Here is a 25527-nt window from a genome sequence, read left to right on the forward strand (position 1 = left end):
GGCTTCAACCTACTGGACGGGGGAGTGGACCCCGTTTGTACTAACTGGTACATTCGGCCGCCATGAGGACCTCGATGGCGACCGTCTGCATCAGCGGCACCCTGGCCGACAAACTCCACGCGTGCGCCGACGCCGGTTTCGACGGCGTCGAGATCTTCGAACCCGACCTGCTGGCGGCCCCCGAGAGCCCCGAGGAGATCGCCGCGCTCGCGGCCCGCCTGCACCTCACCCTCGACCTCTACCAACCGATGCGCGACGTGGAGGGCGTCGACGAGGTCGCGTTCTCCGCCGTTCTCCGCCGCGCCGAGGCCAAGTTCCGTCTCATGAACCGCCTCGGCATCGACCTCGTGCTGTGCTGCAGCAACGTCGCGACCGCGACGATCGACGACGACGAGGTGTCGGCCGGGCAGTTGCGCCGGCTCGGAGACCTCGCACAGAGGCACGGCATCCGGATCGCCTTCGAAGCCCTCGCGTGGGGCCGTTTCGTCGACGACTACCGCCGCGCCTGGCACATCGTCGAGCTCGCCGCTCACCCCGCGGTGGGGGTCTGCCTCGATTCGTTCCACATCCTCTCTCGCGGGCACGACCCGGCCGACATCTCCCGGATCCCCGCCGAGAAGATCTTCTTCGTCCAACTCGCCGACGCCCCGCGCCTGAGCATGGACGTGCTCTCGTGGAGTCGCCACCACCGCCTCTTCCCCGGCGAAGGAGACTTCGACCTCGTGGACTTCACGGCGAGGATCGTGGATGCCGGGTACTCGGGCCCGTGGTCGCTCGAGGTGTTCAACGACACCTTCCGACAGACCGACGCGCTGCGCACGGCCCGCCACGCGCGGCGGTCGCTGCGCTGGCTCGAAGACGCGGTGGCGCGCGCCCGACCGACGGCGCCGGCCGCGCTGCGCATGCTTCCCGACTCCGCGGCCCCCTCGGGGGTGGACTTCGTCGAGATCAAGGCGGAGGACACCTCCGCGGTCGAGGAGCTCCTAGGGCAGCTCGGCTTCACCTCTCGCGGGCGCCACCGTACGAAGCCCGTGATCCTCTGGACCGCCGGGAACGCGCGCGTCGTGCTGAACGAACAGCACGCGCGGGGATGGGAGCCGCGACTCGCGGCGATCGGTCTCGAGGTCGACGACGCCGAAGCGGTCGACCTGCGCATGGACGAGCTCCGCGTGCCGCGCGCCTGGCGCCGCACTTACGCGAGCGAGGAGCGACTCGACGGCGCCGTCGCTCCCGACGGCACCGAGGTGTACTGGGCCCAGGCCGCCGACGAGGGCGAACCGGCGTGGGTCGCGGAGTTCGAGCACGGCGAACCCGAACGCCCGAGCGAGGTGATCGGCGTCGACCACGTGAGCCTCTCGCAGCCCTGGCAGGCGATCGAAGAAGCCACCCTCTTCTACACCGCCGGGTTCGCCCTGCGCGTCGACAGCAGCACCGAGGTGCCCGGGCCGCAGGGCCTCGTCGCCAGCCGCGTGCTCGGCGCCCCCGGCGGCGGAGTGCGACTGCCCCTCAACGTCGCACCGCCGATCCTCGCGGGCGAGCGCGCCGGTGCCGCCCTGCCGCAGCACGTCGCCTTCGCCTGCACCGACGTGCGCGCCCTGGCGCGCGCCGCACGGGCGCGGGGTTTCGTCCCCCTCGCGATGCCCCGCAACTACTACGACGACCTCGCCGCACGGTTCGAGATGACGGATGCCGCGGTCGACGAGCTGCGCGAGCTGCATCTCGGCTACGACCGCGACGCCGCGGGCGAATACCTGCACTTCTACACGCGCACGATCGGCGAAGTGTTCCTCGAGTTCGTCCAGCGCGTGGACGACTACGCCGGATACGGCGCGGGGACGGCCCCGGTCCGCCTGAGCGCGCAGGGTCGGCGCTGATAGCGTGCCGAGCATGACCACGCCCCGCCGCCTGCTGCTCGTCAACGGTCCGAACCTCAACCTGCTCGGCACCCGGCAGCCCGAGATCTACGGTCGCGACACCCTCGCCGACGTCGAGCGCGTGACGAGCGAGACAGCGGCTCGTCACGGCCTCGAGGTGCGCGCCGTCCAGAGCAACCACGAGGGCGTGCTGATCGACGAGATCCACACCGCGCGGCTCGACTGCGCCGGGATCGTCATCAACGCCGGAGGGCTGACGCACACCTCCGTGTCGTTGCGCGATGCGCTGGCATCCGTCGACCTCCCCGTCGCCGAAGTGCACATCTCGAACATCCTCGAGCGCGAGAGCTTCCGCCACTTCTCGTACATCCACGACGTCGCCGCGGTGCACGTCATCGGCGAGGGAGTACCCGGCTACGCGCGCGCCGTCGACCTCCTCGTCGAGGTGATCTCGGGTCGCGCAGACGGCTGACGGCGGGGATCGCGTAGACTCTGACGTCGGGCTCTCGCCCACTTCGACTCACGAAACGGAATATCGGCACTCATGGCATCCACCGCAGACATCAAGAACGGCGTCGTCCTGAACATCGACGGTCAGCTCTGGAGCGTCGTGGAGTTCCAGCACGTCAAGCCCGGAAAGGGCGGCGCGTTCGTCCGCACGAAGCTGAAGAACGTCATGAGCGGCAAGGTCGTCGACAAGACCTTCAACGCCGGCGCCAAGATCGAGACCGAGAACGTCGATCGCCGCGACTTCACCTACCTGTACAACGACGGCGACGGCTTCGTGTTCATGGACGTCGCCGACTACGACCAGATCACGGTCGGCGCGGCCACCGTCGGCGACGCCGCGAACTTCCTGCTCGAGAACCAGCAGGTGCAGATCGCCCTCAACAACGGCAACCCCCTCTACGTCGAGATGCCGCCGTCCGTCATCCTCGAGGTGACGTACACCGAGCCCGGCCTGCAGGGCGACCGTTCGTCGGCCGGCACCAAGCCCGCCACCGTCGAGACCGGCTACGAGATGCAGGTTCCCCTGTTCCTCGAGACCGGCACGAAGATCAAGGTCGACACTCGCACCGGCGAGTACCTCGGCCGCATCAGCTGACCTTGAGCGCCCGTACCAAAGCGCGCAAGCGCGCCCTCGACATCCTCTTCCAGGCAGACGTCCGCGGCGAAGAGCTCGCGATCATGCTCGCCACCGAAGCGAAGCGCGCCGCCTCCGAGCCCGCCCGCGAGGCCTCGTGGCTCTACGCCCGCGACATCGTCGACGGAGTGATCGACAACCGCGACGCGATCGACGAGCAGATCACCACGTTCGCGAAAGACTGGTCGCTGCAGCGCATGCCCGCCGTCGACCGTGCGCTGCTGCGCATGGGCACGTGGGAGATCCTCTACAACGACGAGGTCCCCACCGCCGTCGCGATCGACGAAGCGGTGGAGCTCGCGAAGGAGTTCTCGACCGACGACTCCGGTTCGTTCGTGCACGGCGTGCTGGCGCGGATCGCGCGCTCGTCCTGAGCCCTATCGACGTGTCTCGACGCGGCCCCGACCCTCGGTCGGCGGTCGCGTCGCGTCGTTTCCCGAGCGGGGCGGATGCCGCGCGCGTGCGGATCGGCGGACTGTCGGTGGGTCGCAGAGTTCGGCTCCGTCGCGATTCTTCGCCTGTGGACGCTGTCGGCGCCGAAGACAGCGAAAAACTCGCGTTCACGCGCGTCAAGACCGTTTCTGCGTGTGGCGGGGGCCGCTGCGCACCGCGCGGGCGGGCGTCGATGTCGGAGGTCCGCGGAAGGATCGCGGCGTGACGTCGTGGCGTGAGCTGATCCCCGCGAGCGGGGCCGAGCCGCACGCGGCGCTCGCGCTGGGTATCGAGCTGCGCCAGCGCGAGGCGTACGACCCCGCACGGTGGGAAGCCCGCGCGGTCGTTCCCGTGACGCCGCGTCTGCTCGCACAGCGGCAGGACGACCTGCAGCTCGCTGCCCGTCCGCTCGTTCGCGGGGCGCGCGACGCCTGGATCCGGGCGGATGCCACGTGGGAGACCGTACGACGATCGGCGGGGCGGTTCGACCCGGCGCACGTGCAGTGGTTCGCCGAACTGTTCGCCCTCGCCCAAGCGTTCCGGACCACGGGACCCTTCGCCCCATCCGGCGACACGGTGGCCCTCGACGCCGTGTCCTCGCCCCTGCTGTGGCCGCACCTGGACGCGGCGGCGGAGCTCGGCATCCCGATCGTGTCGATGAACCCCCAGCAGAGCGTGCGTCTCGCGGGCGAAGCGACCGCACGGGTCGCGCTCGACGCCGTGGGTGGGGGAGCGTTGCGCATCTCGGCCGACCTCACGCTCGAAGGCGACACCGTCGACGCGACGCGAGCGCGCGCGATCGGCGAGTCGGGACTGTTCGTGTTCGAACTCGACCGCGACCCCGTGCCGATCGTTCTCGCGCCCGTGGCGTTGCCCGCACCCCTCCCGACGCTCCTCGGCACCGCGGGCGTCGATGTGCCGCGCACGGAGGCCGACGAGTTCGTCGCCGAGGTGTACCCGCGACTCGCACGGCGCGCGCCGCTGTCGGTCGGAGCAGGGGTCCCGGCCCCGCCGCCCGATCGCCCGACGCTCGAGGTCGCGGTGGCCTACGCCGATGACGACGTCGCCTATCGACTCGAGTGGGTGTACCCGGGTGCTCGTCGCGTCGCGTACGACGCGACCGACGACGCCGAGCGCGACCTCCGCGCCGAGGCGCAGATCGGCGAGCGGTTCGAGACGGCGTGGATGGCGGCATCCGACCTCCCCGTGGCGCCCCGCGCGAACCTGCACGACGCGGATGCCGCCGTGTTCGCGACCCGGGTGCTCCCCGCGATCGACGTGCTCGACGAGGTGCGGGTGCGCACGACCGGCACGGCGCCGACGTTCCGCGAGCTGAGGGGTGACCCGTCGCTGCGGATCACGGCGGTCGAGTCGCTCGATCGCGACTGGTTCGACCTCGGCATCGTCGTGACGATCGAGGGGCGCACGATCCCGTTCGGAACGCTGTTCTCGGCGCTGTCGCGGGGGCGCACGCGCATCAAGCTCTCGGACGGCGCATGGTTCTCGCTCGCGCATCCGGCCCTGCAGCGGCTTCGCGACCTGCTTGAAGAGGCGGCGGCGCTCGACGAGTGGGAAACCGGTCCGCGGCTTCCGCGCACGCACCTCGCCCTGTGGGCGGAGTTCGAAGACCTCGCCGACCAGTCCGAGGCAGCCGTCGAGTGGCGCGGCCTGGCGCGCGCGTTGCGGGCAGTCGCCGAGGTGCCCGAGGTGCCGACCCCATCCGGGTTCCGCGCCGAGTTGCGCCCGTACCAGCGCGAGGGTCTGTCGTGGCTCGCGCTGCTGCACCGGCACCGGCTCGGCGGGATCCTCGCCGACGACATGGGTCTCGGCAAGACCCTGCAATTTCTGGCCCTGATCGCCCATGCGAAGGCCGCGGGGGAGCGGCGCCCCTGGCTCGTCGTCGCGCCCACCTCGGTCCTGCCGACGTGGCGAGACGAGGTGGCGCGCTTCGCACCCGACCTGCGGGTCGCGATGGTCGAGGCGACGGCCGTTCGCCGACAGTCCGCGATCACCGACATCGCGGGGGGCGTCGACATCGTGGTGGCCCCCTACGGGGTCGTGCGGGCGGATGCCGCGGAGTTCGCCGAACCGCACTGGGCGGGCGTCGTGCTCGATGAGGCGCAGTTCGTGAAGAACCCCGCGACGCGTATCCATCGCGCGATCGCGGCGTTGCAGACCGACGCGGTGTTCGCCGCGACCGGGACGCCGATCGAGAACGGTCTCGACGACCTGTGGGCGCTGCTCTCGCTCACCGCTCCGGGGCTCTTCCCCTCGATCCGGCAGTTCCGCGAGGACTACACCCGGGCGATCGAGCAACTGCCGTCCGATGCCCCCACCGCACTGTCGGCGGCCGCGGCGAGCGCGCACCGCGAGAAGACGCTCGATCGTCTGCGCCGTCGGGTGCGGCCGTTCCTGCTGCGTCGCACGAAGGACGTCGTGGCATCCGATCTGCCTCCCAAGCAGGAGCAGGAGATCGCGGTTCCCCTCGGTCCCGCGCACCAGGAGCTGTACGACCGTGTGCTGCAGCGCGAGCGGCAGAAGGTGCTCGGGTTGCTCGACGATCTCGATCGGCAGCGCTTCATCGTCTTCCGCTCGCTGACCCTGCTGCGCATGCTGGCCCTGGCCCCGGGGCTTGTCAACGACCGCGACGCGCATCTGGGCTCGGCGAAGCTCGACGTGCTGCTCGACCGTCTCGTCGAGGTGGCGGCCGAGGGGCACCGTGCGCTGGTGTTCAGTCAGTTCACGTCGTTCCTCGATCTGGCTGCGGAGCGACTGGATGCCGCGGGTCTCGCGTATGCGCACCTCGACGGGTCAACGGCTCGCCGAGGCGAGGTGATCGACGGGTTCCGCGAGGGGGATGCTCCCGTGTTCCTCATCAGCCTCAAAGCCGGCGGTTTCGGTCTGACCCTCACCGAGGCGGAGTACGTGTTCCTTCTGGATCCGTGGTGGAATCCCGCCGCCGAGAATCAGGCGATCGATCGCGTGCACCGCATCGGTCAGACCAAGAGCGTGTTCGTGTACCGCCTCATCGCCGCGGGAACGGTCGAAGAGAAGGTGCGAGCGCTGCAGCACCGCAAGGCGGCTCTGTTCGACGCGGTGATCGATGATGAGGACGCGTTCGCCGCAGCCCTCGACGCGGACGACATCCGGGGCTTGCTCGGGCCGTGACCGGGGTGCCGGCGTCCGATCATGGCGCGCTCCGCGGTCGGGCGAGGTGTCGCGGGATGCCCGGGAAGCGGCATCCGGGATCTCAGCCGAGCTCGCCCGTCAGGAACTGCGCGGTGCCGTGACCGAACGACCAGTCGGCGTCGCCGTTCTCGGTGATGCTCACGACGAGGTCCTCCCCGCCGATGTCGAGGCGGTCCTTCAGGTTGCGAGCGAGAGCGCGGTACAGGGTTCGTCGGTTCGTCGGGCACGGTACTCCGCGACGATATGGACGAGGGCGGCTTGACGACGACATCTCGACACCCCTGCACTCCCCGGGCTCTCGCAGTCGCCCCCGCGTAGACTCGTGTGGTTCGCCAACGACACAGGAGCGACATGAAGATCACCGGCCTCGGCCACGCGGGAATGTTCATCGAGACGCGCGGCGGCAGCATCATCTGCGACCCCGTCATCGGTCCGAGCTTCTTCGGCTCGTGGTTCCCGTTCCCCGACAACCGCGCCCTGGACTGGGAGCGCTTCGGCGCGGCGGACTTCCTGTACATCTCGCACCGCCACCGCGATCACTTCGATCCGGCGATGCTCGAGCGGTACGTGTCGAAGGACATCAAGGTGCTGCTCCCCGAGTACCCCACCGATGACCTCGAGCAGGACCTCATCGCGCTCGGCTACACCAATCTCGTTCGCACCGAAGCGGGCGTTCCCCTGCAGTTCGGCGAGCTGAAGCTCATGGTGACGCCGCTGCGCGCGCCCTCCGACGGACCGATCGGCGACTCGTCGCTCTCGCTCGACGACGGGACCGCCTCGATCCTGAACCAGAACGACTCGCACCCGCTCGATCTCGAGAAGCTGTTCGACTTCGGCAAGCCCGACGCGTACTTCACCCAGGTGTCGGGTGCGATCTGGTGGCCGATGGTCTACGACCTGCCGCAGGACGCGAAGCAGAACTTCGCCAAGCTCAAGCGCGACGCGCAGAACAAGCGCGCGATGTACTACATCGACAAGGTCGACGCCGAGCACGTGTTCCCGATGGCGGGTCCGCCGATGTTCCTGCGCGAGGAGCTGTTCCGTTACAACGGCACCGGCATGGACGACGACTCGATCTTCACCGATCAGCGCGAGTTCCTCGCCCACATGAAGGAGCAGCGTCCCGACCAGAAGGGGTACCTGTTCCTTCCGGGCACCGAGGTCGAGGTGCAGGGGTCGGATGTCACGGTCACCCAGACCCTGTACACGGATGCCGAGATCGAACGCGTCTTCGGCGACAAGTGGAACTACCTGGCCGAGCAGCGCGACAGCCGCCAGGCCGAGGTCCAGGCCGAAGAGGCGACGCGTGCCGAAGTCATCCCGCCGGCTGAGATGCTCGCTGCTCTGAAGGAGTGGTGGGAGCCGCTGCTGCGTCGCGCCCGCACGATCCGCAACGGCGTGGGCGGCATGGTGCGGTTCCGCATCGGAGAGCTCGACATGGTCGTGGATTTTCCGAAGGCGAAGCTGCGCGAGTACGCCGGCGAGGAGTGCATCTACTGGTACACGATCCCCGCCGATCTCGTGTCGACGAACATCCGCGATCACGAGATCGACTGGTCGAACTCGATCTTCCTGTCGATGCAGTTCGAGGTGGGTCGTTCGGGCAAGTTCAACGAGTTCCTGACGACGTTCCTGAAGTGCCTGTCGCGCGACCGCATCGAGTACGTCGAGAACTGGTACGCCGAGCAGTCTGACCAGACCGAGGATGCCGAGATCGACGGCTGGACCGTTCAGCGTCGGTGCCCGCACCTCCGTGCCGACCTGACGAAGACCGGAAAGATCGAGGACGGCGTGCTGACCTGTTCGCTGCACGACTGGAAGTGGGACCTCGCCTCGGGCCGGTGCCTGACGACGACCGGTCACCCGATCCGCTCGTCCCGCGTGCGCACCACCCCGAGCGGAGAGCGCGCCGCCGCCGAGGTCGCTGCGGGCTGACACCACGGACGTGAGTTCTCGCGACCTCCGGCGGCGGCGGCCCTCACGCGCACGAGAGCACCCGAACCGCGCGAGGCGACATGCGGCGTGCAGGCCGGGACGTACGACCTCGACTCGCACGTGTGCTGTCGGGCTCGGCGGCACCGCACCGTCCGCGCGCCACGCGACGGCCCGCTCCGGCAGCTAGACTGGAAGTCGAACCACAGCAACCTTTAACCCCGTCCCGTGAGGCGGAGAAGGGAGCGGCGGATGAATACGCGCACCGTCATGCACGATGCCGATATCGCCCGCGCTTTGACGCGCATCTCGCACGAGATCCTGGAGTCCAACAAGGGACCGGAAGGACTCGTCCTCCTCGGCATCCCGACCCGTGGCGTCACGCTCGCGAACAGGATCGGCCCCCTCGTCAGCGATTTCGGCGGCGCAGCCGTGCCGGTCGGCTCGCTCGACGTGACGATGTACCGCGACGATCTGCACCGCAATCCCACGCGGGCGCCGCGCCGCACCGAGATCCCCGCCGGCGGCATCGACGGCAAGGTCGTCGTGCTCATCGACGACGTGCTGTTCTCGGGTCGCAGCATCCGCGCCGCCCTCGACGCGCTGCAGGACATCGGTCGCCCCGCCGCCGTGCGCCTGGCGACGCTGATCGACCGCGGCCACCGCGAGCTGCCGATCCGCCCCGACTTCGTGGGCAAGAACCTGCCGAGCGCCCGCGACGAGCGCGTCAACGTGCGCCTCGCCGAGATCGACGGCATCGAGGAGGTGACGATCGAGTCATGAGGCACCTTCTCGACACCCAGCACCTCTCGCGCGCCGACGCGCTCGAGATCCTCGACGTCGCCGAAGACATGGCCGACACGCAGCGCCGCGAGGTCAAGAAGCTCCCCACGCTGCGGGGCAAGACCGTGGTGAACCTCTTCTTCGAGGACTCCACCCGCACGCGCATCTCTTTCGAGGCCGCCGCCAAGCGCCTCTCCGCCGATGTCATCAACTTCTCAGCGAAGGGCTCGAGCGTCAGCAAGGGCGAGTCTCTGCAGGACACGGCGCAGACGCTCCAGGCGATGGGGGCGGATGCCGTGGTCATCCGCCACGGCGCGTCCGGCGCCCCGCGGACCCTGGCGACCTCCGGCTGGATCAGCGCCGGCGTGGTGAATGCGGGCGACGGCACCCACGAGCACCCGACGCAGGCCCTGCTCGACGCCTTCACGATCCGCAAGCGCCTGTTCGGCGACGACAGCCGCGGCCGCGACCTCGACGGCATCCGGGTCACGATCGTCGGTGACGTGCTGCACTCGCGCGTCGCGCGCTCGAACGTGTGGCTGCTGCACACCCTCGGCGCGCATGTGACGCTGGTGGCTCCGCCGACGCTGGTGCCGCAGGACGTCAGCCGTTGGCCCGTCGAGATCGACTTCGACCTCGACCACGCGATCGCGGCCGGTCCTGACGCGCTGATGATGCTGCGCATCCAGCTCGAGCGGATGTCCGCGGCGTATTTCCCGACTGAACGGGAATATTCCCGCCGCTACGGCCTGGACGCGCGGCGTTTGCAGGCTCTGCCGGACGGTAGCATTGTCCTGCACCCCGGCCCCATGAACCGGGGTCTGGAGATCTCCGCCGAAGCCGCCGATTCGCCTCGCTCGACGGTGCTCGAGCAGGTCACGAACGGTGTCTCCGTGCGGATGGCCGTTCTGTACCTGCTCCTGGCGGGTGAACGGCCCCACACCGAGAAAGAGGACCTCCGATGAGCCACGCCCCCGCTCAGACCCTTCTGGTGCGCGGCGCGCGCATCGAGGGCCGGGATGCCACGGACCTCCTCGTCCGCGACGGGATCATCGCCGAAACCGGCTCCGGTCTCTCGCACGCGGGTGCGACGGTCGTGGACGCCGAGGGTCTCGTCGCCCTGCCGGGCCTCGTCGACCTGCACGTGCACCTGCGCGAGCCCGGGTATGAGGCATCCGAGACGATCCTCACCGGTTCGCGGGCCGCCGCCGCCGGTGGATTCACCACCGTCTTCGCCATGCCGAACACCTCTCCGGTCGCCGACACGGCGGGCGTGGTCGAGCAAGAGCTCGCCCTGGGCGAGGCCGCCGGCTACGTGCACGTGCAGCCGATCGGCGCCGTGACCGTGGGGCAGAAGGGCGAGCGCCTCGCCGAACTCGGCGCGATGGCCGACTCCCGCGCCCGCGTCCGCGTGTTCAGCGACGACGGCTTCTGCGTCTTCGACCCGCTGATCATGCGGCGAGCGTTGGAGTACGTGAAGGCGTTCGACGGCGTCATCGCGCAGCACGCGCAGGACCCGCGCCTCACCGAGGGCGCGCAGATGAACGAGGGCGCCGTCTCGGCCGAATTGGGCCTCACCGGCTGGCCGGCCGTCGCCGAGGAGTCGATCATCGCGCGCGACGTGCTGCTGGCCGAGCACGTCGGCTCGCGCCTGCACGTGTGCCACCTGAGCACCGCGGGCTCGGTCGACATCATCCGCTGGGCCAAGAAGCGCGGCGTCAACGTCACCGCCGAGGTCACCCCGCACCACCTCCTGCTGACCGATGAACTCGTGCGCGACTACGACGCACGGTTCAAGGTCAACCCGCCGCTGCGCCGCGAAGAAGACGTGATGGCCGTGCGCGAGGGTCTGGCCGACGGCACGATCGACATCGTCGCCACCGACCACGCCCCGCACCCCACGGAGGCGAAGGCCTGCGAGTGGGCGGCCGCAGCGAACGGCATGGTGGGCCTCGAGAGCGCGCTGCGCGTCGTGCACCACGCCATGGTCGAGACCGGCCTGCTCGACTGGGCCGACGTCGCCCGCGTGATGTCGGCGAACCCCGCCCGCATCGGACGCCTCGACGGACACGGCACCCCCGTGGCCGCGGGACAGCCGGCGACCTTCACGCTCTACGACCCGCGCCCCTCCCGCATGTTCGGCCTCGACGACCTGCGCGGTCGCAGCACCAACTCGCCCTACCTCGGCCGCGAGCTGCCCGGCGAGGTGCGCTGGACCGTGCGCGCCGGCGTCCCGACCGTCGTCGACGGTGCCGTGCTCGACGCTCCCGGGGTGCTCGCATGAGCCGCGAGGGCGCCCTCGTCGTGATGATCGGCGTGGCCCTCGTGCTGCTGGCCGTGCTCGCGTGGGCCTGGGTGAGACGAACGCGGCGCGATGCGCGCTACACGGCTCCGGTGGGGGAGCTGCCCGCAGACGCCGTCGAAACGGCGGTGTTCTCGGGGCTCTACGTCGCCACGACCCGACACGACGAGCCGCTCGAACGTCTCGCCATCAAGGGTCTCGGCTTCCGCTCCCGCGTCGACGTCACGGTCACCTCGGCCGGCGTCGCCCTCGACCTGCAGGGCCAGCCCCGCATCGCGCTCACCCGCGACCGCCTCGTCGACGCAGCTCAAGCCACGGTCGCCATCGACCGCGTGGTCGAGCGCGACGGCCTGACGCGCGTCAGCTGGCGCATCGACGACGACACGATCGTCGACACCTACCTCCGTCCTCAGGAGGCCTCGGCCAAAGCACTGGCCGACGCCATCCGCCCCCTCACCTCGACAGGAAGCGACGCATGACCGCCCTGATCCCTTCCTCGCGCCTCTCGCGCGACCCGGCCGTCCTCGTGCTCGAAGACGGCACCCGCTACACCGGCCGCGCCTACGGCGCTCGCGGCGAGACCCTCGGCGAGGTCGTCTTCGCCACCGGCATGACCGGTTACCAGGAGACGATCACCGACCCCTCGTACGCGGGCCAGATCGTCCTGCAGACCGCGCCCCACATCGGCAACACCGGCGTGAACGACGAAGACCCCGAGTCGCGTCGCATCTGGGTCGCCGGCTACGTCGTGCGCGACCCCTCGCGCATGGTGTCGAACTGGCGCGCGAACCGCTCGCTCGACGACGCGCTCGTCGAAGACGGCATCGTCGGCATCTCCGGCATCGACACCCGGGCCGTCACCCGCCGCATCCGCTCCGAGGGCAGCATGCGCGGCGGCGTCTTCTCGGGCGAGGCCGCGAACCTCGACGCCGACGAGCAGCTGCGCCGCGTGCGCGAGGCCCCGGGCATGGCGGGTCGCAACCTCTCCGCCGAGGTGTCGGTCAGCGAGGTCGAGGTGACCCCCGCGACCGCGGAGCGTATCGGCAACCTGGCCGTGCTCGACCTGGGCGTGAAGCAGTCCACGATCGACAACCTCGCCGCGCGCGGTTTCGACGTGCACGTGTTCCCGCAGTCCGCGACGATCGACGAGATCCGCGCGATCGAGCCGGTCGCGGCGTTCTACTCGAACGGCCCCGGCGACCCCGCGGCATCCGATCAGCACGTCGAACTGCTGCGCGCCGTGCTCGGCGACGGGCTGCCCTTCTTCGGCATCTGCTTCGGCAACCAGCTGCTGGGTCGCGCCCTCGGCTTCGGCACCTACAAGCTGCCCTTCGGTCACCGCGGCATCAACCAGCCCGTGCTCGACAAGACCACCGGTCGCGTCGAGATCACCTCGCAGAACCACGGCTTCGCGGTCGAGGCGCCCCTCGATCAGATCGTCGACAGCCCCGCCGGCTTCGGCCGCGTCGAGGTCAGCCACATCGGCCTGAACGACAACGTGGTCGAGGGCCTGCGCGCCCTCGACATTCCGGCGTTCAGCGTGCAGTACCACCCCGAGGCCGCCGCCGGCCCGCACGACGCCAACTACCTGTTCGACCGCTTCCGCGACATGGTGATCGCGACCCAGGAGACCAAGACCAATGCCTAAGCGCGACGACATCCACTCCGTCCTCGTCATCGGCTCCGGCCCGATCGTCATCGGTCAGGCCTGCGAGTTCGACTACTCCGGCACCCAGGCGTGCCGCGTGCTGCGCGAAGAGGGCGTGCGCGTCATCCTCGTCAACTCCAACCCGGCGACGATCATGACCGACCCCGACTTCGCCGACGCGACCTACATCGAGCCGATCACCCCCGAGGTCATCGAGTCGATCATCGCCAAAGAGAAGCCGGATGCCGTTCTCCCCACGCTCGGCGGACAGACCGCTCTGAACGCGGCGATCCAGCTGCACAAGCGCGGCATCCTCGAGAAGTACAACGTCGAGCTCATCGGCGCCGACTTCGACGCGATCAACCGCGGCGAGGATCGCCAGATCTTCAAGGAGCTCGTGCTCGAGGCGGGCGCCGACGTCGCGGCATCCGTCATCTGCCACTCGATGGACGAGCTGCTCGCCGGCGCCGAGAAGCTCGGCTACCCGCTGGTCGTGCGCCCGTCGTTCACCATGGGCGGCCTCGGCTCGGGCTTCGCGTACGACGAGGCCGACCTGCGCCGCATCGGCGGCGCGGGCCTGCACGACTCGCCCACCAACGAGGTGCTGCTCGAGGAGTCGATCCTCGGGTGGAAGGAGTACGAGCTCGAGCTCATGCGCGACACCGCCGACAACACGGTGGTCGTCTGCTCGATCGAGAACGTCGACCCGGTCGGCGTGCACACCGGCGACTCGATCACGGTGGCGCCCGCGCTGACCCTGACCGACCGCGAGTACCAGAAGCTGCGCGACATCGGCATCGACATCATCCGCGCGGTGGGCGTCGACACGGGTGGCTGCAATATCCAGTTCGCCGTCGACCCGAAGACGGGCCGCATCATCGTCATCGAGATGAACCCGCGCGTCTCGCGCTCGTCGGCGCTGGCGTCGAAGGCCACCGGCTTCCCGATCGCCAAGATCGCCGCGAAGCTCGCGATCGGCTACCGCCTCGACGAGATCCCGAACGACATCACCAAGGTGACCCCGGCGAGCTTCGAGCCCACGCTCGACTACGTCGTGGTCAAGGTGCCGCGCTTCAACTTCGAGAAGTTCCCGGCCGCCGACACCACGCTGACCACCACCATGAAGTCGGTCGGTGAGGCGATGGCGATCGGCCGCAACTACACCACGGCCCTGCAGAAGGCGCTGCGCTCGCTCGAGAAGCGCGGGTCGAGCTTCCACTGGGGCGAGGAGTCGCGTTCGGTCGACGAACTGCTCGAGATCGCGAAGACTCCGACCGACGGCCGCATCGTCGTGCTGCAGCAGGCGCTGCGCAAGGGCGCGACGCCCGAGCAGGCGTTCGACGCCACGGCGATCGACCCCTGGTTCATCGACCAGATGGTGCTCATCAACGAGGTCGCGGAGTTCATCGGCGCAGCCGAGAGCCTGGATGCCGACACCCTCCGCGTCGCGAAGGAGCACGGTTTCAGCGACGCCCAGATCGCGCAGATCCGCGGGCTCGACGAGACCGAGGTGCGCGAGAGCCGCTACGCGCTCGACGTGCGCCCGGTCTACAAGACGGTCGACACCTGCGCGGGGGAGTTCCCGGCCCTCACGCCGTACCACTACTCCTCGTACGACGCCGAGACCGAGGTCACCCCCTCCGACCGCACGAAGGTCGTCATCATCGGATCGGGCCCCAACCGCATCGGTCAGGGCGTGGAGTTCGACTACTCGTGCGTGCACGCCTCGTTCGCCCTGTCGGACGCCGGTTACGAGACCGTCATGGTCAACTGCAACCCCGAGACCGTGTCGACCGACTACGACACCTCCGACCGCCTGTACTTCGAGCCGCTGACGCTCGAGGACGTGCTCGAGGTGCTGCACGCCGAGAGCCAGTCGGGCACCATCCTCGGTGTCGTCTGCCAGCTCGGCGGCCAGACGCCGCTGGGCCTGGCAAAGGGGATCGAGGCCGCGGGCTACACGATTCTCGGCACTAGCCCCGAGGCGATCGACCTCGCTGAGGAGCGCGAGCTGTTCTCGCGCCTGCTCGACGACGCCGGTCTCGTGGCGCCCCGTAACGGCACCGCGATCGACGTCGAGGGCGCCGTGACCGTGGCCGAGGAGATCGGCTACCCGGTGCTGGTGCGTCCGAGCTTCGTGCTCGGCGGGCGCGGCATGGAGATCGTCTACTCGACCGAGGCGCTGCGCGATTACTTCGTGCGCGTCGCCGACCAGGCGATCATCGGACCCGGCCTCCCGCTGCTCGTCGACCGCTTCCTCGACGACGCGATCGAGCTCGACGTCGATGCGCTGTTCGACGGCACCGACCTGTACATCGGCGGCGTCATGGAGCACCTCGAGGAAGCCGGCATCCACTCCGGTGACTCCTCGTGCACCCTCCCGCCCGTGTCGCTCGGTCGCACCGAGGTCGACCGCGTCCGCGAAGCGACCCTCGCCATCGCGAAGGGCGTGGGCGTGCGCGGCCTGCTGAACGTGCAGTTCGCGATCTCGGCGGGAGTCCTCTACGTCATCGAGGCGAACCCGCGCGCGAGCCGCACGGTGCCGTTCGTGTCTAAGGCGCTGGGCATCCCTCTCGCCAAGGCCGCCAGCCGCATCATGGCCGGGAACACGATCGCCGAGCTCATCGCCGAGGGCATGCTGCCCGAGCAGGACGGCTCGCGCGTGCCGCTCGACGCCCCCGTCGCCGTCAAGGAGGCCGTGCTGCCGTTCAAGCGGTTCCGCACCGCCGACGGGCACACGGTCGACTCGGTCCTCGGACCCGAGATGCGTTCGACCGGTGAGGTCATGGGCATCGACCGCGACTTCCCGACCGCGTTCGCGAAGTCGCAGGAGGCCGCGTACGGCGGCATGCCGACCTCGGGAACCGTGTTCATCTCGGTCGCCGACGCCGACAAGCGCGCCGTGATCCTGCCGGCCCACCGCCTGCAGGAGCTCGGCTTCTCGTTGCTCGCGACCGAGGGCACCGCCGAGATCCTGGCGCGCAACGGCATCCGGGTGAAGGTCGTCGAGAAGTACTCCGAGACGCAGGGGTCCGACCAGCAGAACGTGGTCGACCTGATCAACGCGGGGGAGATCGACATGATCGTCAACACCCCCTCGGGCGGCACGGCCCGTGCCGACGGCTACGAGATCCGCGCCGCGGCCGTGGCCGCCGACAAAGCCCTGTTCACCACGATGGCCGTTCTCGGCGCCGCGGTGAGCGCCCTGGGTGCGATGAAGAACGGCTTCGAGGTGCGCAGCCTGCAGGAGCACGCCTCGGATCGCGCGGGACGCCTGTGAGCGAGACGTTCGGTCAGCGGCTCTCCGCCGCCCTCGGCCTGCACGGCGCTCTGTGCGTCGGCATCGACCCCCACGCCGCACTGCTGTCGGCGTGGGGGCTGGATGCCACGGCCGAGGGCGCGCGGGAGTTCGGCCTGCGCACCGTCGAGGCCGCCCGCGGCCGGGTCGGCGTTGTCAAGCCGCAGGTCGCGTTCTACGAGCGCTACGGCTCCCGCGGATTCGCGGCGCTCGAAGACGTGATGGCCGCCGCGCGCGACGCGGACCTGCTCGTGATCGCCGACGCCAAGCGCGGTGACATCGGCACGACCATGGAGGGCTACGCCCACGCCTGGCTCGCGCCCGGTTCTCCTCTCGAAGCGGATGCCGTGACCCTGTCGCCCTACCTCGGCGCCGACTCGCTGCGCGAGGCGCTGGCGTTGGCCGTGCACCACGGCAAGGGCGCGTTCGTGCTGACCGCGACGAGCAACCCCGAAGCTCGGGCTCTGCAGAGCGCGATCGTCGACGACGCCCTCGCGGTGGGCGACCACGAGTTCGTCGCCGCGCGCGTGGCGCACGACGTCAATCAGGCCAACATCGGCGCCCCCGGGGCGCTGGGTCCGATCGGCGTCGTGGTCGGCGCGACCGTCGACCGCTCGGCGTTCGGATTGAGCGACATGGCTCTGGCGGGCATGCCGATCCTCGCTCCCGGCTTCGGCGCGCAGGGGGCAGCGCCCGCCGACCTGCGCCGGTTGTTCGGGTATGTGGCATCCGCCGTCGTCGCGAACGAGAGCCGCAGCATCCTCGCGGTCGGACCCGACCGTCTCGCCGCCCGTATCGATGAGCGTGCCGCGCTCTACCGGGAGTCTTCGAATGGCTGAAACCCGCCGTCCGCCCGAGGTCGACCGCGCAGCCGCCTCGCGCCGCGCCGTCGAGGCCCGTCGCGAGCGCGCCGCGCTCAAGCGCGACGTGTCGACCCGTGTGATCTCGCCGCAGGAACTGCTGCGCCGCGGCCTCGCCGACCCGCTGTCGGCGGCCGGGGCGATGCGCGTGACCGAGTTCCTCACCGCGATCCCCGCGATCGGCGAGAGCAAGCGCGATCGCATCCTCGCCTCCCTGTCGATCTCTCCGGTGAAGCGCCTCGGCGGTCTCGGCACGCGGCAGCGCGACGCACTGCGGCAGTACCTCGACTCGCGCTGGCCGGAGCCGGGCCCCCGAGAGGGTCGCAGTCGCCTCATCGTGCTCGCCGGCCCCACCGCCGTCGGCAAGGGGACGGTCGCCGCCCACATCAAAGAGAACTACCCCGAGATCCACCTCTCGGTGTCGGCGACCACCCGGTCGCCCCGCCCCGGCGAGGTCGAGGGGGAGCACTACTACTTCGTCGACGACGCCGAGTTCGACCGTCTGGTCGCGGCGGGGGAGTTGCTGGAGTGGGCCGTCGTGCACAACAAGAGCCGCTACGGTACCCCGCGCGCTCCCATCGAGCGCGTGCTCGCCGAGGGCGGCACGGCACTGCTCGAGATCGACCTCCAGGGCGCGCGCCAGGTGCGCGCGGCCGACCCGTCGGCGACCCTGGTGTTCCTGCTTCCGCCGAGCTGGGACGAGCTCGTCCAGCGCTTGGTCGGACGGGGGACCGAGGATGCCGAGGAGCGCGCGCGACGCCTGCGCACGGCCCGCGTCGAACTCGCCGCGCAGAACGAGTTCGACTATCGCGTCGTGAACGACGAGGTGGCTCACGCAGCCGCCCAGGTCGTGGCGCTCGCCTCGGCGCAGCACTGATCCGACCCACCCGACGCCCCTCGGCACAGGCCGCGCCGGCGTCGGCTAGAATAAGAGGATGCTTCGGCGCTCGAGCGCCGCATCCACCCCATCCCGCCGAACCAGGAGGTTCCCCATGGCCGGACGTGACAAGGGCATCATCGACCCGCCCATCGACGCTCTGCTCGACAAGGTCGACTCGAAGTACCAGCTCGTGATCTACGCGTCCAAGCGCGCGCGCCAGATCAACGACTACTACTCCGACCTGCACGAGGGAAACCTCTTCGACAACGTGGGACCGCTGGTCGACTCCACCGTCGAAGACAAGCCCCTCACGATCGCGCTGCACGAGATCCACGAAGACAAGCTGCGCCTGCGCGCTGCGGAGTGATCCGCAGCCGACGCATTTCGTGATCTGTTCACACATGTGACGATGCCCCGGGCGGCCCACCGCCGCCCGGGGCATACTTGTGCCCGTCCCCAGCCCTCAATCCTCCCGGAGTCGTCTTGACCGACCTGCGCCTGTTCACGTCCGAGTCCGTGACCGAAGGACACCCCGACAAGATCTGCGACCAGATCTCCGACAGCATCCTCGACGCGATCCTCACCGACGACCCCACCGGTCGCGTGGCCGTCGAGACGCTGGTCACCACCGGTCTCGTGCACGTCGCCGGCGAGGTCTCCACCCGCGCCTACGTCGAGATCCCCGCGATCGTGCGCGACGTGGTCAACCGCATCGGCTACACCTCGAGCGACACCGGGTTCGACGGCGAGTCGTGCGGGGTGAGCGTGTCGATCGGCGCGCAGTCGTCCGACATCGCCGCCGGCGTCAACAAGGCGTTCGAGCAGCGCGAGCGCGGCTCCGTCGACCCGCGCGACCTGCAGGGTGCGGGCGACCAGGGCATCATGTTCGGTTTCGCGACCAACGAGACCCCGCAGCTCATGCCCATGGCCGCCTGGACCGCTCACCGTATCGCCGAGCGCCTGGCATCCGTGCGCAAAGACGGCTCGCTGCCGTTCCTGCGTCCCGACGGCAAGACCCAGGTCACGCTCGGCTACGAGGGGCACGTCCCCCGCACGGTCGACTCCGTCGTGCTGTCGACGCAGCACCACCCCGACATCTCGCAGGAAGACCTGCGCGCCGAGGTGCAGGCCGCGGTCATCGACCCGGTGCTCGCCGAGACGGGGCTCGAACTGCCCGACGTGAAGTACTACATCAACCCGGCCGGTCCCTTCGTCATCGGCGGCCCCAAGGGCGACGCCGGCCTCACCGGTCGCAAGATCATCATCGACACCTACGGCGGCGCCTCGCGGCACGGCGGCGGCGCGTTCAGCGGCAAGGACCCGTCCAAGGTCGACCGCTCGGCCGCGTACGCCATGCGCTGGGTCGCGAAGAACGCCGTCGCCGCGGGTCTCGCCGACCGCCTCGAGGTGCAGATCGCGTACGCGATCGGCAAGGCCAATCCGGTCGGCCTGTACGTCGAGTCGTTCGGCACCGCGCACGTGGCCGACGACGTGATCGTCAAGGCGATCCGCGACGTGTTCGACCTGCGCCCGGCAGCGATCGTCGACCAGCTCGACCTGCTGCGCCCGATCTACGCGCAGACGGCGACCTACGGCCACTTCGGCCGAGAGCTGCCCGACTTCACCTGGGAGCGCACCGACCGCGTCGACGATCTGCGTACCGCTGCCGGGCTCTGAGAGTGCGTGGGGGAGTGCGCCCCGGCACCACTGATGGCCACCGCACCCGGGGGAGGATCACGTGAGCGAGCGTCGTGTGGCGCGCGTGCAACTCGAGTCGCCCGTCCCGCAGCTTGATCGACTGTTCGACTACGCCGTTCCGCATCCGCTCGTCGCCGACATCGCACCCGGCGTGCGGGTGAAGGTGCCGTTGCGTTCGGCCGGTCGCATGATGGACGCCTTCGTCATCGAGGTCGTGCCCGATGACGGCACCGAACGCCCGCTGTCGGCGGTCGAAGCGGTCGTCTCTCCCATGCCCGTGCTGCCCGAACGCCTCTACACCCTCGCGCGCCGCGTCGCCGATCGGGCCGCGGGGTCGGTGAGCGACGTGCTGCGCCTGGCGGTCCCCAAACGCATGGTGCGCGCCGAGAAGGCGTGGGCCGCAGCCCCCGCGCCCGTGGCGCACGAGGTCGTCCCGGCGGCGTCCGAACGGGCCGCCGCGCTGCTCGCCCCCTACGCGGGTCTCGCGGCCGCCCTTGACGCGGGGGAGCGGATCGCCCTCGACGCCCCTCCCCACCCGCATCCCGAACTCCCGCGCGGGGCATGGGCCGATCTCCTCGCCGCCGCCGCAGTGCACACCCTCGCCCGTGGGCGCAGCGCCGTCCTCGTGGTTCCCGACTACCGCGACCAGGCACAGCTCCTCGCCGCACTCGGCGAGCTCGTGAGCCCGGATGCCATCGTGCGCGACGACTCCGACCAGTCCGGTCCCGCGCGCTACGCCCAGTACCTGCGCACCCTCGCGCCGGTGCCCTGCATCGTCGTCGGACGCCGATCGGGTGTCTACGCTCCCGCACACGACACCGGTCTCGTCGCGATCTGGGACGACGGCGACACCCTGCTCGCCGAGCCCCTCGCGCCGGGCGTGCACGCGCGCGACGCCGCGCTCGTGCGCCAAGAGATCGAGGGCTCCGCCCTGCTCTTCGCGGGACACACGCGAACGACCGACGTGCAGCGCCTGGTCGACGTCGGGTACGTCCGCGACATTCCGCAGACGCGGCGGCCGAGCCCCCGTGTGGTCCTGAGCGCCACACGCGAGGGCGAGCAGCGGCAGTCGCGCGTGCCCTCGTCGGCGTTCGCCGCCGCGCGCGAGGCGTTGCAGAGCGGTCCCGTCCTGGTGCAGGTCGCCCGCCCGGGATACGCCCCCTCGCTCGTGTGCGCCGACTGCCGTCGACCCGCGCGCTGCCCGCACTGCGCCGGTCCCCTTCGGGCGGCCCGGCCCGGCGCGACGCCCGTCTGCGCCTGGTGCGGTCGCAGCGCCCACGCCTGGGCCTGCGGTCACTGCTCGTCGACCAAACTGCGCATGGCGTCGTCGGGAAGCGAGCGCACGGCCGACGAGCTCGGTCGCGCCTTCCCGAACACGCGCGTGATCGTCGCCGACGGCGCCCATCCCGTCGCCGAGGTCGACGGCGTCCCCGCGCTCGTGATCGCCACCCGGGGCGCCGAACCCCTCGCCCGGGGCGGATACCGCGCCGTGATCCTGCTCGACGGCGACCGGATGCTGCAGAACGAGGCCCTCCGCATCGGCGAGCACTGCTTGCGCTGGTGGTCGAATGCCGCCGCCCTGGCGGCCCCGGGCGCCCCGGTTCACCTCGTGGGCGTCGCCGGTCCCGTCGCGCGTGCTCTGGCGACCTGGACCCAGCCGGCCTACGCCCGTGCCGAACTCGTCGATCGCGCGCCCCTCCGAATGCCCCCGGCGGTGCGCGTCGCCAGCGTCGACGGACACGCCCGGAGCGTCGATGTCCTGCTGGAGTCGTTGCGGGACGGCGTCCCGGATCTCGACCCGATGGCGATCCTCGGCCCCGTCGACACGTCGACGGACCCCGACACGTCCACCTCGCGCGCCCTCGTGCGCTTCGACTACGCGCACGGTCGCGCCGTGGCCGAGGCCCTGCGCGCCGGGGTCATCGCCGACGCCCTGCGCGCGCGCAAATCGCGCAAGGATCGCGGCCCCAGGCCGCGCAGTACGCTCAGAGTCCGCCTCGACATCCCCGAGCCCGACCTGTGACCGGGTCACGCACCCGTCCGCTTCCCCGAGTCTGAGGAGACCCATGCGCCTCGTCTTCGCCGGCACACCCGCTGTCGCCGTCCCGTCGCTCCGCGCTCTGGCGGCCGGTCCGCACGAAATCGCCGCCGTCATCACCCGAAGCGACGCGCCCCTGGGGCGCAAGCGCGTACTGACCCCCTCGCCGGTTGCACAGGTCGCTGATGAGCTCGGCATCCCGGTCATCAAGGCCGACCGTCTCGACGCCGAGGTGACCGCCCGCATCGCGGAACTCGAGCCCGATCTCGGGGTGATCGTCGCGTACGGCGGGCTCGTGCGCGAGCCGCTGCTGTCGACGCCCGCGCACGGCTGGATCAACCTGCACTTCTCGTTGCTCCCACGCTGGCGCGGTGCGGCTCCCGTGCAGCGCGCGCTCATGGCGGGCGATGCGGTCACGGGCGCGAGCGTGTTCCAGCTCGTCGCCGCGCTCGACGCCGGAGACGTCTTCGCCGAGGAGCGCTACGAGGTGCCCGCCGGGGCGACCTCGGCCACGGTGCTCGACGACCTCGCCGAGATCGGCGCTCCGCTGCTGGCGGGCGTGGTCGACGGCATCGCCGACGGCTCGGCGGTCGCGACTCCGCAGCAGGGCGAACCGACCCTCGCCCCCAAGCTGACCCTCGACGACGGTGCCCTCGACCTGACCCGGGATGCCGACACCCTCCTGCACCAGATCGCCGGGGTCACGCCCGAACCCGGCGCGCACACCACCTTCGACGGCGCGCGCTTCAAGGTGCTGCGCGCCGCCCCCTCCGATGCGCCGCCGTTACCGCCGGGCCGGGTCGCGGCATCCGGAAAAGACGTCGTCGTGGGCACGGGCACCACGCCGCTGCGCCTCGACACCGTGCAACCCGCCGGAAAGGGAGCGATGAACGCGAGCGACTGGTTCCGAGGCCTGCGCACCGACGAGCCGGAGCTCGGATCATGACCGTGCAGGGAGCCCGTGCCGTGGCCTACGAGGTGCTGCGCGCCGTCTCGGGAGACGAGGCCTATGCCAACCTGCTGCTGCCGCACGCGATCGGCCGACAGAAGCTGGATGCCAAGGACGCCGGGCTCGCGACCGAGCTGACCTATGGCACCCTTCGCCGCCGGGGCACCTACGACGCCATCATCGCCGCGGCCGCCGACCGCACGGTCGACCGCATCGACCCGGCCGTCCTCGACGCCCTCCGCCTGGGCGTGCACCAGTTGCTGTCGACCCGCGTCGCCTCGCACGCCGCGGTGAACGAGTCCGTCGAGCTCGCGCGGCGGCACGGTGGGGGACGAGGGGCCGCCGGCTTCGCCAACGCGGTGCTCCGCCGCGTCTCGCGCGACAATCCGGGGCGGTGGATGCAGACCATCTCGGCCGCGGCGCGCAGCGACGACGAGCGCATCGGCCTGACGACCTCGCACCCGGTGTGGATCGTGCGGGCGCTGCGCCGCGCCCTCACCGCCGAGGGGCGCGCCGACGAACTCGAGGGGCTGCTCGAGGCCGACAACGTCGCTCCGCGCGTCGCGATGATCGCCCTGCCGGGCCTCGCCGAGGTGCCCGACGACGCGACGCCCACGCGTTACGCCCCGACGGCGTTCACCACCCGCGGGGGAGACCCCGAGGGGCTCATCCGTTCGTCCGGCGGCACGATCCGCGTTCAGGACGAGGGGTCGCAGCTCGCCGCCCTCGCCCTCAGCCGCGCCCTCCCCGTGCGCGAGGGCGAGCGCTGGCTCGACCTGTGCGCGGGCCCCGGCGGCAAGACCGCGCTGCTCGCCGCCGAAGCCCTCGCCCACGGGGCGACGCTCGACGCCAACGAGATCGCCCCGGCACGAGCGGGGCTGGTTCGCCAGGCCGTGGCATCCGTGCCCCTCGAGGTCGAGGTGAGCGAAGAGGACGGGCGCGAGCGCGCAGCCCGGATGCCGGGGGAGTACGACCGCATCCTCGTCGACGCGCCGTGCACCGGCATCGGCGCCCTGCGACGCCGTCCCGAAGCGCGTTGGCGCAAGACGCCGGCCGACGTGCCCGACCTGACCGCCCTGCAGCAGGAGCTCGTGCTCGCGGCCTTCGAGGCGCTGAAGCCCGGGGGAGTCGTGGCCTATGTCACGTGCTCGCCGCACCTGGCCGAAACCTCGGGCGTGCTGGCCGAGGTCAAGCGCGCACTCGGCGACGCGGCCGAAGAACTCGACGCCCGCGCGGTGGTCCGAGCGATCGCGAACGACGAGATCGACCTACCCGATCAGGCGGACGGGTCGCTCCGCGCCCAGCTGTGGCCGCACCGCCACGGTACCGACGCGATGTCGATCGCCCTGCTGCGCAAGCGCTGAGACCGCACTCGCGCGTGAGGGGTCAGTTCTTGTCGCCTGGACCAGCTCTCGGCGACACTTTCTGACCCCTCACGCGATCGGCGCAGGCGACCCGGCGCCCATAATGGTCGGGTGCCTACCGACGCCCCGCGCATCAACCCGAGCATCCTCGCCGCCGACTTCGTGAACATGGAGGCCGAGCTCGCGCGCATCGCCGGCGCCGACTTCGTGCACGTCGACGTGATGGACAACCACTTCGTGCCGAACCTCACGTTCGGACCGCAGATGGTGGGCCGCATCCAAGAGACCAGCCCCGTGCCGCTCGACGTGCACCTCATGATCGACGACCCCGACCGGTGGGCTCCGGCGTACGCCGAGCTGGGTGCGGCATCGGTCACCTTCCACCTCGAGGCCGCGGCCTCACCCGTGGCGCTCGCCCGGCAGCTGCGTTCGATCGGCGCCCGCGCCGGGGTGGCCGTCAAGCCTGGGACGCCGGTCGAGAACCTCTTCGATTCGCTGAACGAGTTCGACCAGATCCTCGTCATGACCGTCGAGCCGGGCTTCGGGGGGCAGTCGTTCATGCCCGAGACCATGCCGAAGCTCCGCTCGCTCGCCGACGAGGCGAAGCGCCGGGGATCGAGCGTCTGGTTGCAGGTCGACGGCGGCATCGGCGAATCGACGATCGCCCAGGCCGCCGAGGCCGGGGCCGACACGTTCGTCGCGGGGTCCGCGGTGTTCGGCGCCGACGACCCCGATCGCGCGATCCAGTCGCTGCGCGCCTCGGCCGCCCGCCACCGCCACTGAGCCCGCGGACAGCCCCACCCCCGCCGACCCGATACCCTGGAACCGTGAAAACTTTCGACGACCTGTTCGCGGAACTCAGCGCCAAGGCCGTCGAGCGACCGGCCGGCTCCGGCACCGTCGCTCAGCTGGATGCCGGCGTGCACGCCATCGGCAAGAAGATCGTCGAAGAGGCCGCCGAGGTGTGGATGGCCGCCGAGTACGAGTCCGACGAGGCCGCGGCCGAAGAGATCTCGCAGCTGCTCTACCACCTGCAGACGCTCATGCTCGCGAAGGGCCTGTCGCTCCAGGACGTCTACCGACATCTCTGAGTCGCGCTCGCCCTCCCCACGCTCACACAACACGAAAGCCCCCGT

22 protein-coding genes are annotated in these 25527 nt (G+C 70.5%); 21 read left to right on the forward strand and 1 reads right to left on the reverse strand.

The annotated features are described in order from the left end of the window. Positions 1 to 62 precede the first annotated feature (62 nt). The 5 genes from ASE56_RS15445 (at position 63) to ASE56_RS15465 (ending at position 6618) form a co-directional block, all read left to right on the forward strand. A complete protein-coding gene (locus ASE56_RS15445) occupies positions 63 to 1874 on the forward strand; it encodes a sugar phosphate isomerase/epimerase and 4-hydroxyphenylpyruvate domain-containing protein (protein ID WP_056231737.1) in 1812 nt (603 codons plus the stop codon). A gap of 13 nt (positions 1875 to 1887) precedes the next feature. Then, positions 1888 to 2346 carry a type II 3-dehydroquinate dehydratase gene (locus tag ASE56_RS15450; RefSeq protein ID WP_056231740.1) on the forward strand — a complete coding sequence of 153 codons (459 nt, stop codon included), beginning with the start codon at positions 1888 to 1890 and terminating at the stop codon, positions 2344 to 2346. Positions 2347 to 2418: 72 nt separating this feature from the next. Further along, a complete protein-coding gene (efp, locus tag ASE56_RS15455) occupies positions 2419 to 2979 on the forward strand; it encodes an elongation factor P (RefSeq protein WP_056231743.1) in 561 nt (186 codons plus the stop codon). A 2-nt stretch (positions 2980 to 2981) separates the two neighbouring features. Beyond that, positions 2982 to 3392 carry a transcription antitermination factor NusB gene (gene nusB, locus ASE56_RS15460; protein WP_056231746.1) on the forward strand — a complete coding sequence of 137 codons (411 nt, stop codon included), beginning with the start codon at positions 2982 to 2984 and terminating at the stop codon, positions 3390 to 3392. 280 nt (positions 3393 to 3672) lie between these two features. After that, positions 3673 to 6618, forward strand: coding sequence for a DEAD/DEAH box helicase (locus ASE56_RS15465; RefSeq protein ID WP_056231751.1), 2946 nt, complete (start codon positions 3673 to 3675; stop codon positions 6616 to 6618). An 82-nt stretch (positions 6619 to 6700) separates the two neighbouring features. Here ASE56_RS15465 and ASE56_RS17530 read toward each other — a convergent pair whose 3' ends face one another. Next, on the reverse strand, positions 6701 to 6910 hold the full coding sequence (locus tag ASE56_RS17530; protein ID WP_056231754.1) for a tautomerase family protein: 210 nt from the start codon (positions 6908 to 6910) through the stop codon (positions 6701 to 6703). 80 nt (positions 6911 to 6990) lie between these two features. Between ASE56_RS17530 and ASE56_RS15475 the strand changes: the two genes are divergently transcribed. From ASE56_RS15475 to ASE56_RS15550, 16 genes are all read left to right on the forward strand, one after another. Beyond that, a complete protein-coding gene (locus ASE56_RS15475) occupies positions 6991 to 8574 on the forward strand; it encodes a Rieske 2Fe-2S domain-containing protein (protein ID WP_056231758.1) in 1584 nt (527 codons plus the stop codon). Positions 8575 to 8823: 249 nt separating this feature from the next. After that, on the forward strand, positions 8824 to 9354 hold the full coding sequence (gene pyrR / locus ASE56_RS15480; protein WP_056231760.1) for a bifunctional pyr operon transcriptional regulator/uracil phosphoribosyltransferase PyrR: 531 nt from the start codon (positions 8824 to 8826) through the stop codon (positions 9352 to 9354). Continuing rightward, the gene (locus ASE56_RS15485; protein WP_056231763.1) at positions 9351 to 10319 is read left to right on the forward strand and encodes an aspartate carbamoyltransferase catalytic subunit; all 969 of its coding nucleotides are present in this window, start codon (positions 9351 to 9353) and stop codon (positions 10317 to 10319) included. The genes pyrR and ASE56_RS15485 overlap by 4 nt, the downstream gene beginning before the upstream one ends. Next, on the forward strand, positions 10316 to 11638 hold the full coding sequence (locus tag ASE56_RS15490; protein ID WP_056231766.1) for a dihydroorotase: 1323 nt from the start codon (positions 10316 to 10318) through the stop codon (positions 11636 to 11638). The genes ASE56_RS15485 and ASE56_RS15490 overlap by 4 nt, the downstream gene beginning before the upstream one ends. Beyond that, positions 11635 to 12135 (forward strand): hypothetical protein, encoded by a 501-nt coding sequence (locus tag ASE56_RS15495; RefSeq protein ID WP_056231769.1) that lies wholly within the window; start codon positions 11635 to 11637, stop codon positions 12133 to 12135. Before ASE56_RS15490 ends, ASE56_RS15495 begins: the two co-directional genes overlap by 4 nt. Beyond that, entirely contained in the window at positions 12132 to 13304 is a 1173-nt protein-coding gene (gene carA, locus ASE56_RS15500; protein ID WP_056231771.1) for a glutamine-hydrolyzing carbamoyl-phosphate synthase small subunit, read from the forward strand. Before ASE56_RS15495 ends, carA begins: the two co-directional genes overlap by 4 nt. After that, complete coding sequence (gene carB, locus ASE56_RS15505) at positions 13297 to 16584, forward strand: carbamoyl-phosphate synthase large subunit (RefSeq protein ID WP_056231774.1); 3288 nt, start codon at positions 13297 to 13299, stop codon at positions 16582 to 16584. Before carA ends, carB begins: the two co-directional genes overlap by 8 nt. Then, positions 16581 to 17441: an orotidine-5'-phosphate decarboxylase gene (gene pyrF / locus ASE56_RS15510; protein WP_056231777.1), complete on the forward strand. Its 861-nt coding sequence runs from the start codon at positions 16581 to 16583 to the stop codon at positions 17439 to 17441. Before carB ends, pyrF begins: the two co-directional genes overlap by 4 nt. Further along, positions 17434 to 18339: a guanylate kinase gene (gene gmk / locus ASE56_RS15515; protein WP_056231782.1), complete on the forward strand. Its 906-nt coding sequence runs from the start codon at positions 17434 to 17436 to the stop codon at positions 18337 to 18339. Before pyrF ends, gmk begins: the two co-directional genes overlap by 8 nt. 115 nt (positions 18340 to 18454) lie before the next feature. After that, entirely contained in the window at positions 18455 to 18709 is a 255-nt protein-coding gene (rpoZ, locus tag ASE56_RS15520) for a DNA-directed RNA polymerase subunit omega (protein WP_055837405.1), read from the forward strand. Positions 18710 to 18825: 116 nt separating this feature from the next. Then, complete coding sequence (metK, locus tag ASE56_RS15525; RefSeq protein ID WP_056231786.1) at positions 18826 to 20019, forward strand: methionine adenosyltransferase; 1194 nt, start codon at positions 18826 to 18828, stop codon at positions 20017 to 20019. A gap of 61 nt (positions 20020 to 20080) precedes the next feature. Then, positions 20081 to 22063, forward strand: coding sequence for a hypothetical protein (locus tag ASE56_RS15530; protein ID WP_056231791.1), 1983 nt, complete (start codon positions 20081 to 20083; stop codon positions 22061 to 22063). Between the two features lie 43 nt (positions 22064 to 22106). Next, positions 22107 to 23024 carry a methionyl-tRNA formyltransferase gene (gene fmt / locus ASE56_RS15535; RefSeq protein ID WP_056231794.1) on the forward strand — a complete coding sequence of 306 codons (918 nt, stop codon included), beginning with the start codon at positions 22107 to 22109 and terminating at the stop codon, positions 23022 to 23024. After that, a complete protein-coding gene (locus tag ASE56_RS15540; RefSeq protein WP_056231799.1) occupies positions 23021 to 24391 on the forward strand; it encodes an RsmB/NOP family class I SAM-dependent RNA methyltransferase in 1371 nt (456 codons plus the stop codon). Before fmt ends, ASE56_RS15540 begins: the two co-directional genes overlap by 4 nt. A 111-nt stretch (positions 24392 to 24502) precedes the next feature. Beyond that, complete coding sequence (rpe, locus tag ASE56_RS15545) at positions 24503 to 25174, forward strand: ribulose-phosphate 3-epimerase (RefSeq protein ID WP_056231804.1); 672 nt, start codon at positions 24503 to 24505, stop codon at positions 25172 to 25174. A gap of 44 nt (positions 25175 to 25218) precedes the next feature. Further along, entirely contained in the window at positions 25219 to 25482 is a 264-nt protein-coding gene (locus tag ASE56_RS15550; protein ID WP_056231808.1) for a phosphoribosyl-ATP diphosphatase, read from the forward strand. Positions 25483 to 25527: the final 45 nt, after the last annotated feature.

Origin of the sequence: Microbacterium sp. Leaf203, from assembly GCF_001421275.1 — a bacterium.
Lineage (GTDB): Bacteria > Actinomycetota > Actinomycetes > Actinomycetales > Microbacteriaceae > Microbacterium > Microbacterium testaceum_A.

What these genes read in the sequence shown, in the direction of transcription:
- ASE56_RS15445 (WP_056231737.1), top strand. Translation starts at nt 63, where the DNA reads ATGAGGACCTCGATGGCGACCGTCTGCATCAGCGGCACCCTGGCCGAC.
- ASE56_RS15450 (WP_056231740.1), top strand. Translation starts at nt 1,888, where the DNA reads ATGACCACGCCCCGCCGCCTGCTGCTCGTCAACGGTCCGAACCTCAAC.
- efp (WP_056231743.1), top strand. Translation starts at nt 2,419, where the DNA reads ATGGCATCCACCGCAGACATCAAGAACGGCGTCGTCCTGAACATCGAC.
- ASE56_RS17530 (WP_056231754.1), bottom strand. Translation starts at nt 6,910, where the DNA reads ATGTCGTCGTCAAGCCGCCCTCGTCCATATCGTCGCGGAGTACCGTGC.
- ASE56_RS15475 (WP_056231758.1), top strand. Translation starts at nt 6,991, where the DNA reads ATGAAGATCACCGGCCTCGGCCACGCGGGAATGTTCATCGAGACGCGC.
- pyrR (WP_056231760.1), top strand. Translation starts at nt 8,824, where the DNA reads ATGAATACGCGCACCGTCATGCACGATGCCGATATCGCCCGCGCTTTG.
- ASE56_RS15485 (WP_056231763.1), top strand. Translation starts at nt 9,351, where the DNA reads ATGAGGCACCTTCTCGACACCCAGCACCTCTCGCGCGCCGACGCGCTC.
- ASE56_RS15490 (WP_056231766.1), top strand. Translation starts at nt 10,316, where the DNA reads ATGAGCCACGCCCCCGCTCAGACCCTTCTGGTGCGCGGCGCGCGCATC.
- ASE56_RS15495 (WP_056231769.1), top strand. Translation starts at nt 11,635, where the DNA reads ATGAGCCGCGAGGGCGCCCTCGTCGTGATGATCGGCGTGGCCCTCGTG.
- carA (WP_056231771.1), top strand. Translation starts at nt 12,132, where the DNA reads ATGACCGCCCTGATCCCTTCCTCGCGCCTCTCGCGCGACCCGGCCGTC.
- carB (WP_056231774.1), top strand. Translation starts at nt 13,297, where the DNA reads ATGCCTAAGCGCGACGACATCCACTCCGTCCTCGTCATCGGCTCCGGC.
- gmk (WP_056231782.1), top strand. Translation starts at nt 17,434, where the DNA reads ATGGCTGAAACCCGCCGTCCGCCCGAGGTCGACCGCGCAGCCGCCTCG.
- rpoZ (WP_055837405.1), top strand. Translation starts at nt 18,455, where the DNA reads ATGGCCGGACGTGACAAGGGCATCATCGACCCGCCCATCGACGCTCTG.
- fmt (WP_056231794.1), top strand. Translation starts at nt 22,107, where the DNA reads ATGCGCCTCGTCTTCGCCGGCACACCCGCTGTCGCCGTCCCGTCGCTC.
- ASE56_RS15540 (WP_056231799.1), top strand. Translation starts at nt 23,021, where the DNA reads ATGACCGTGCAGGGAGCCCGTGCCGTGGCCTACGAGGTGCTGCGCGCC.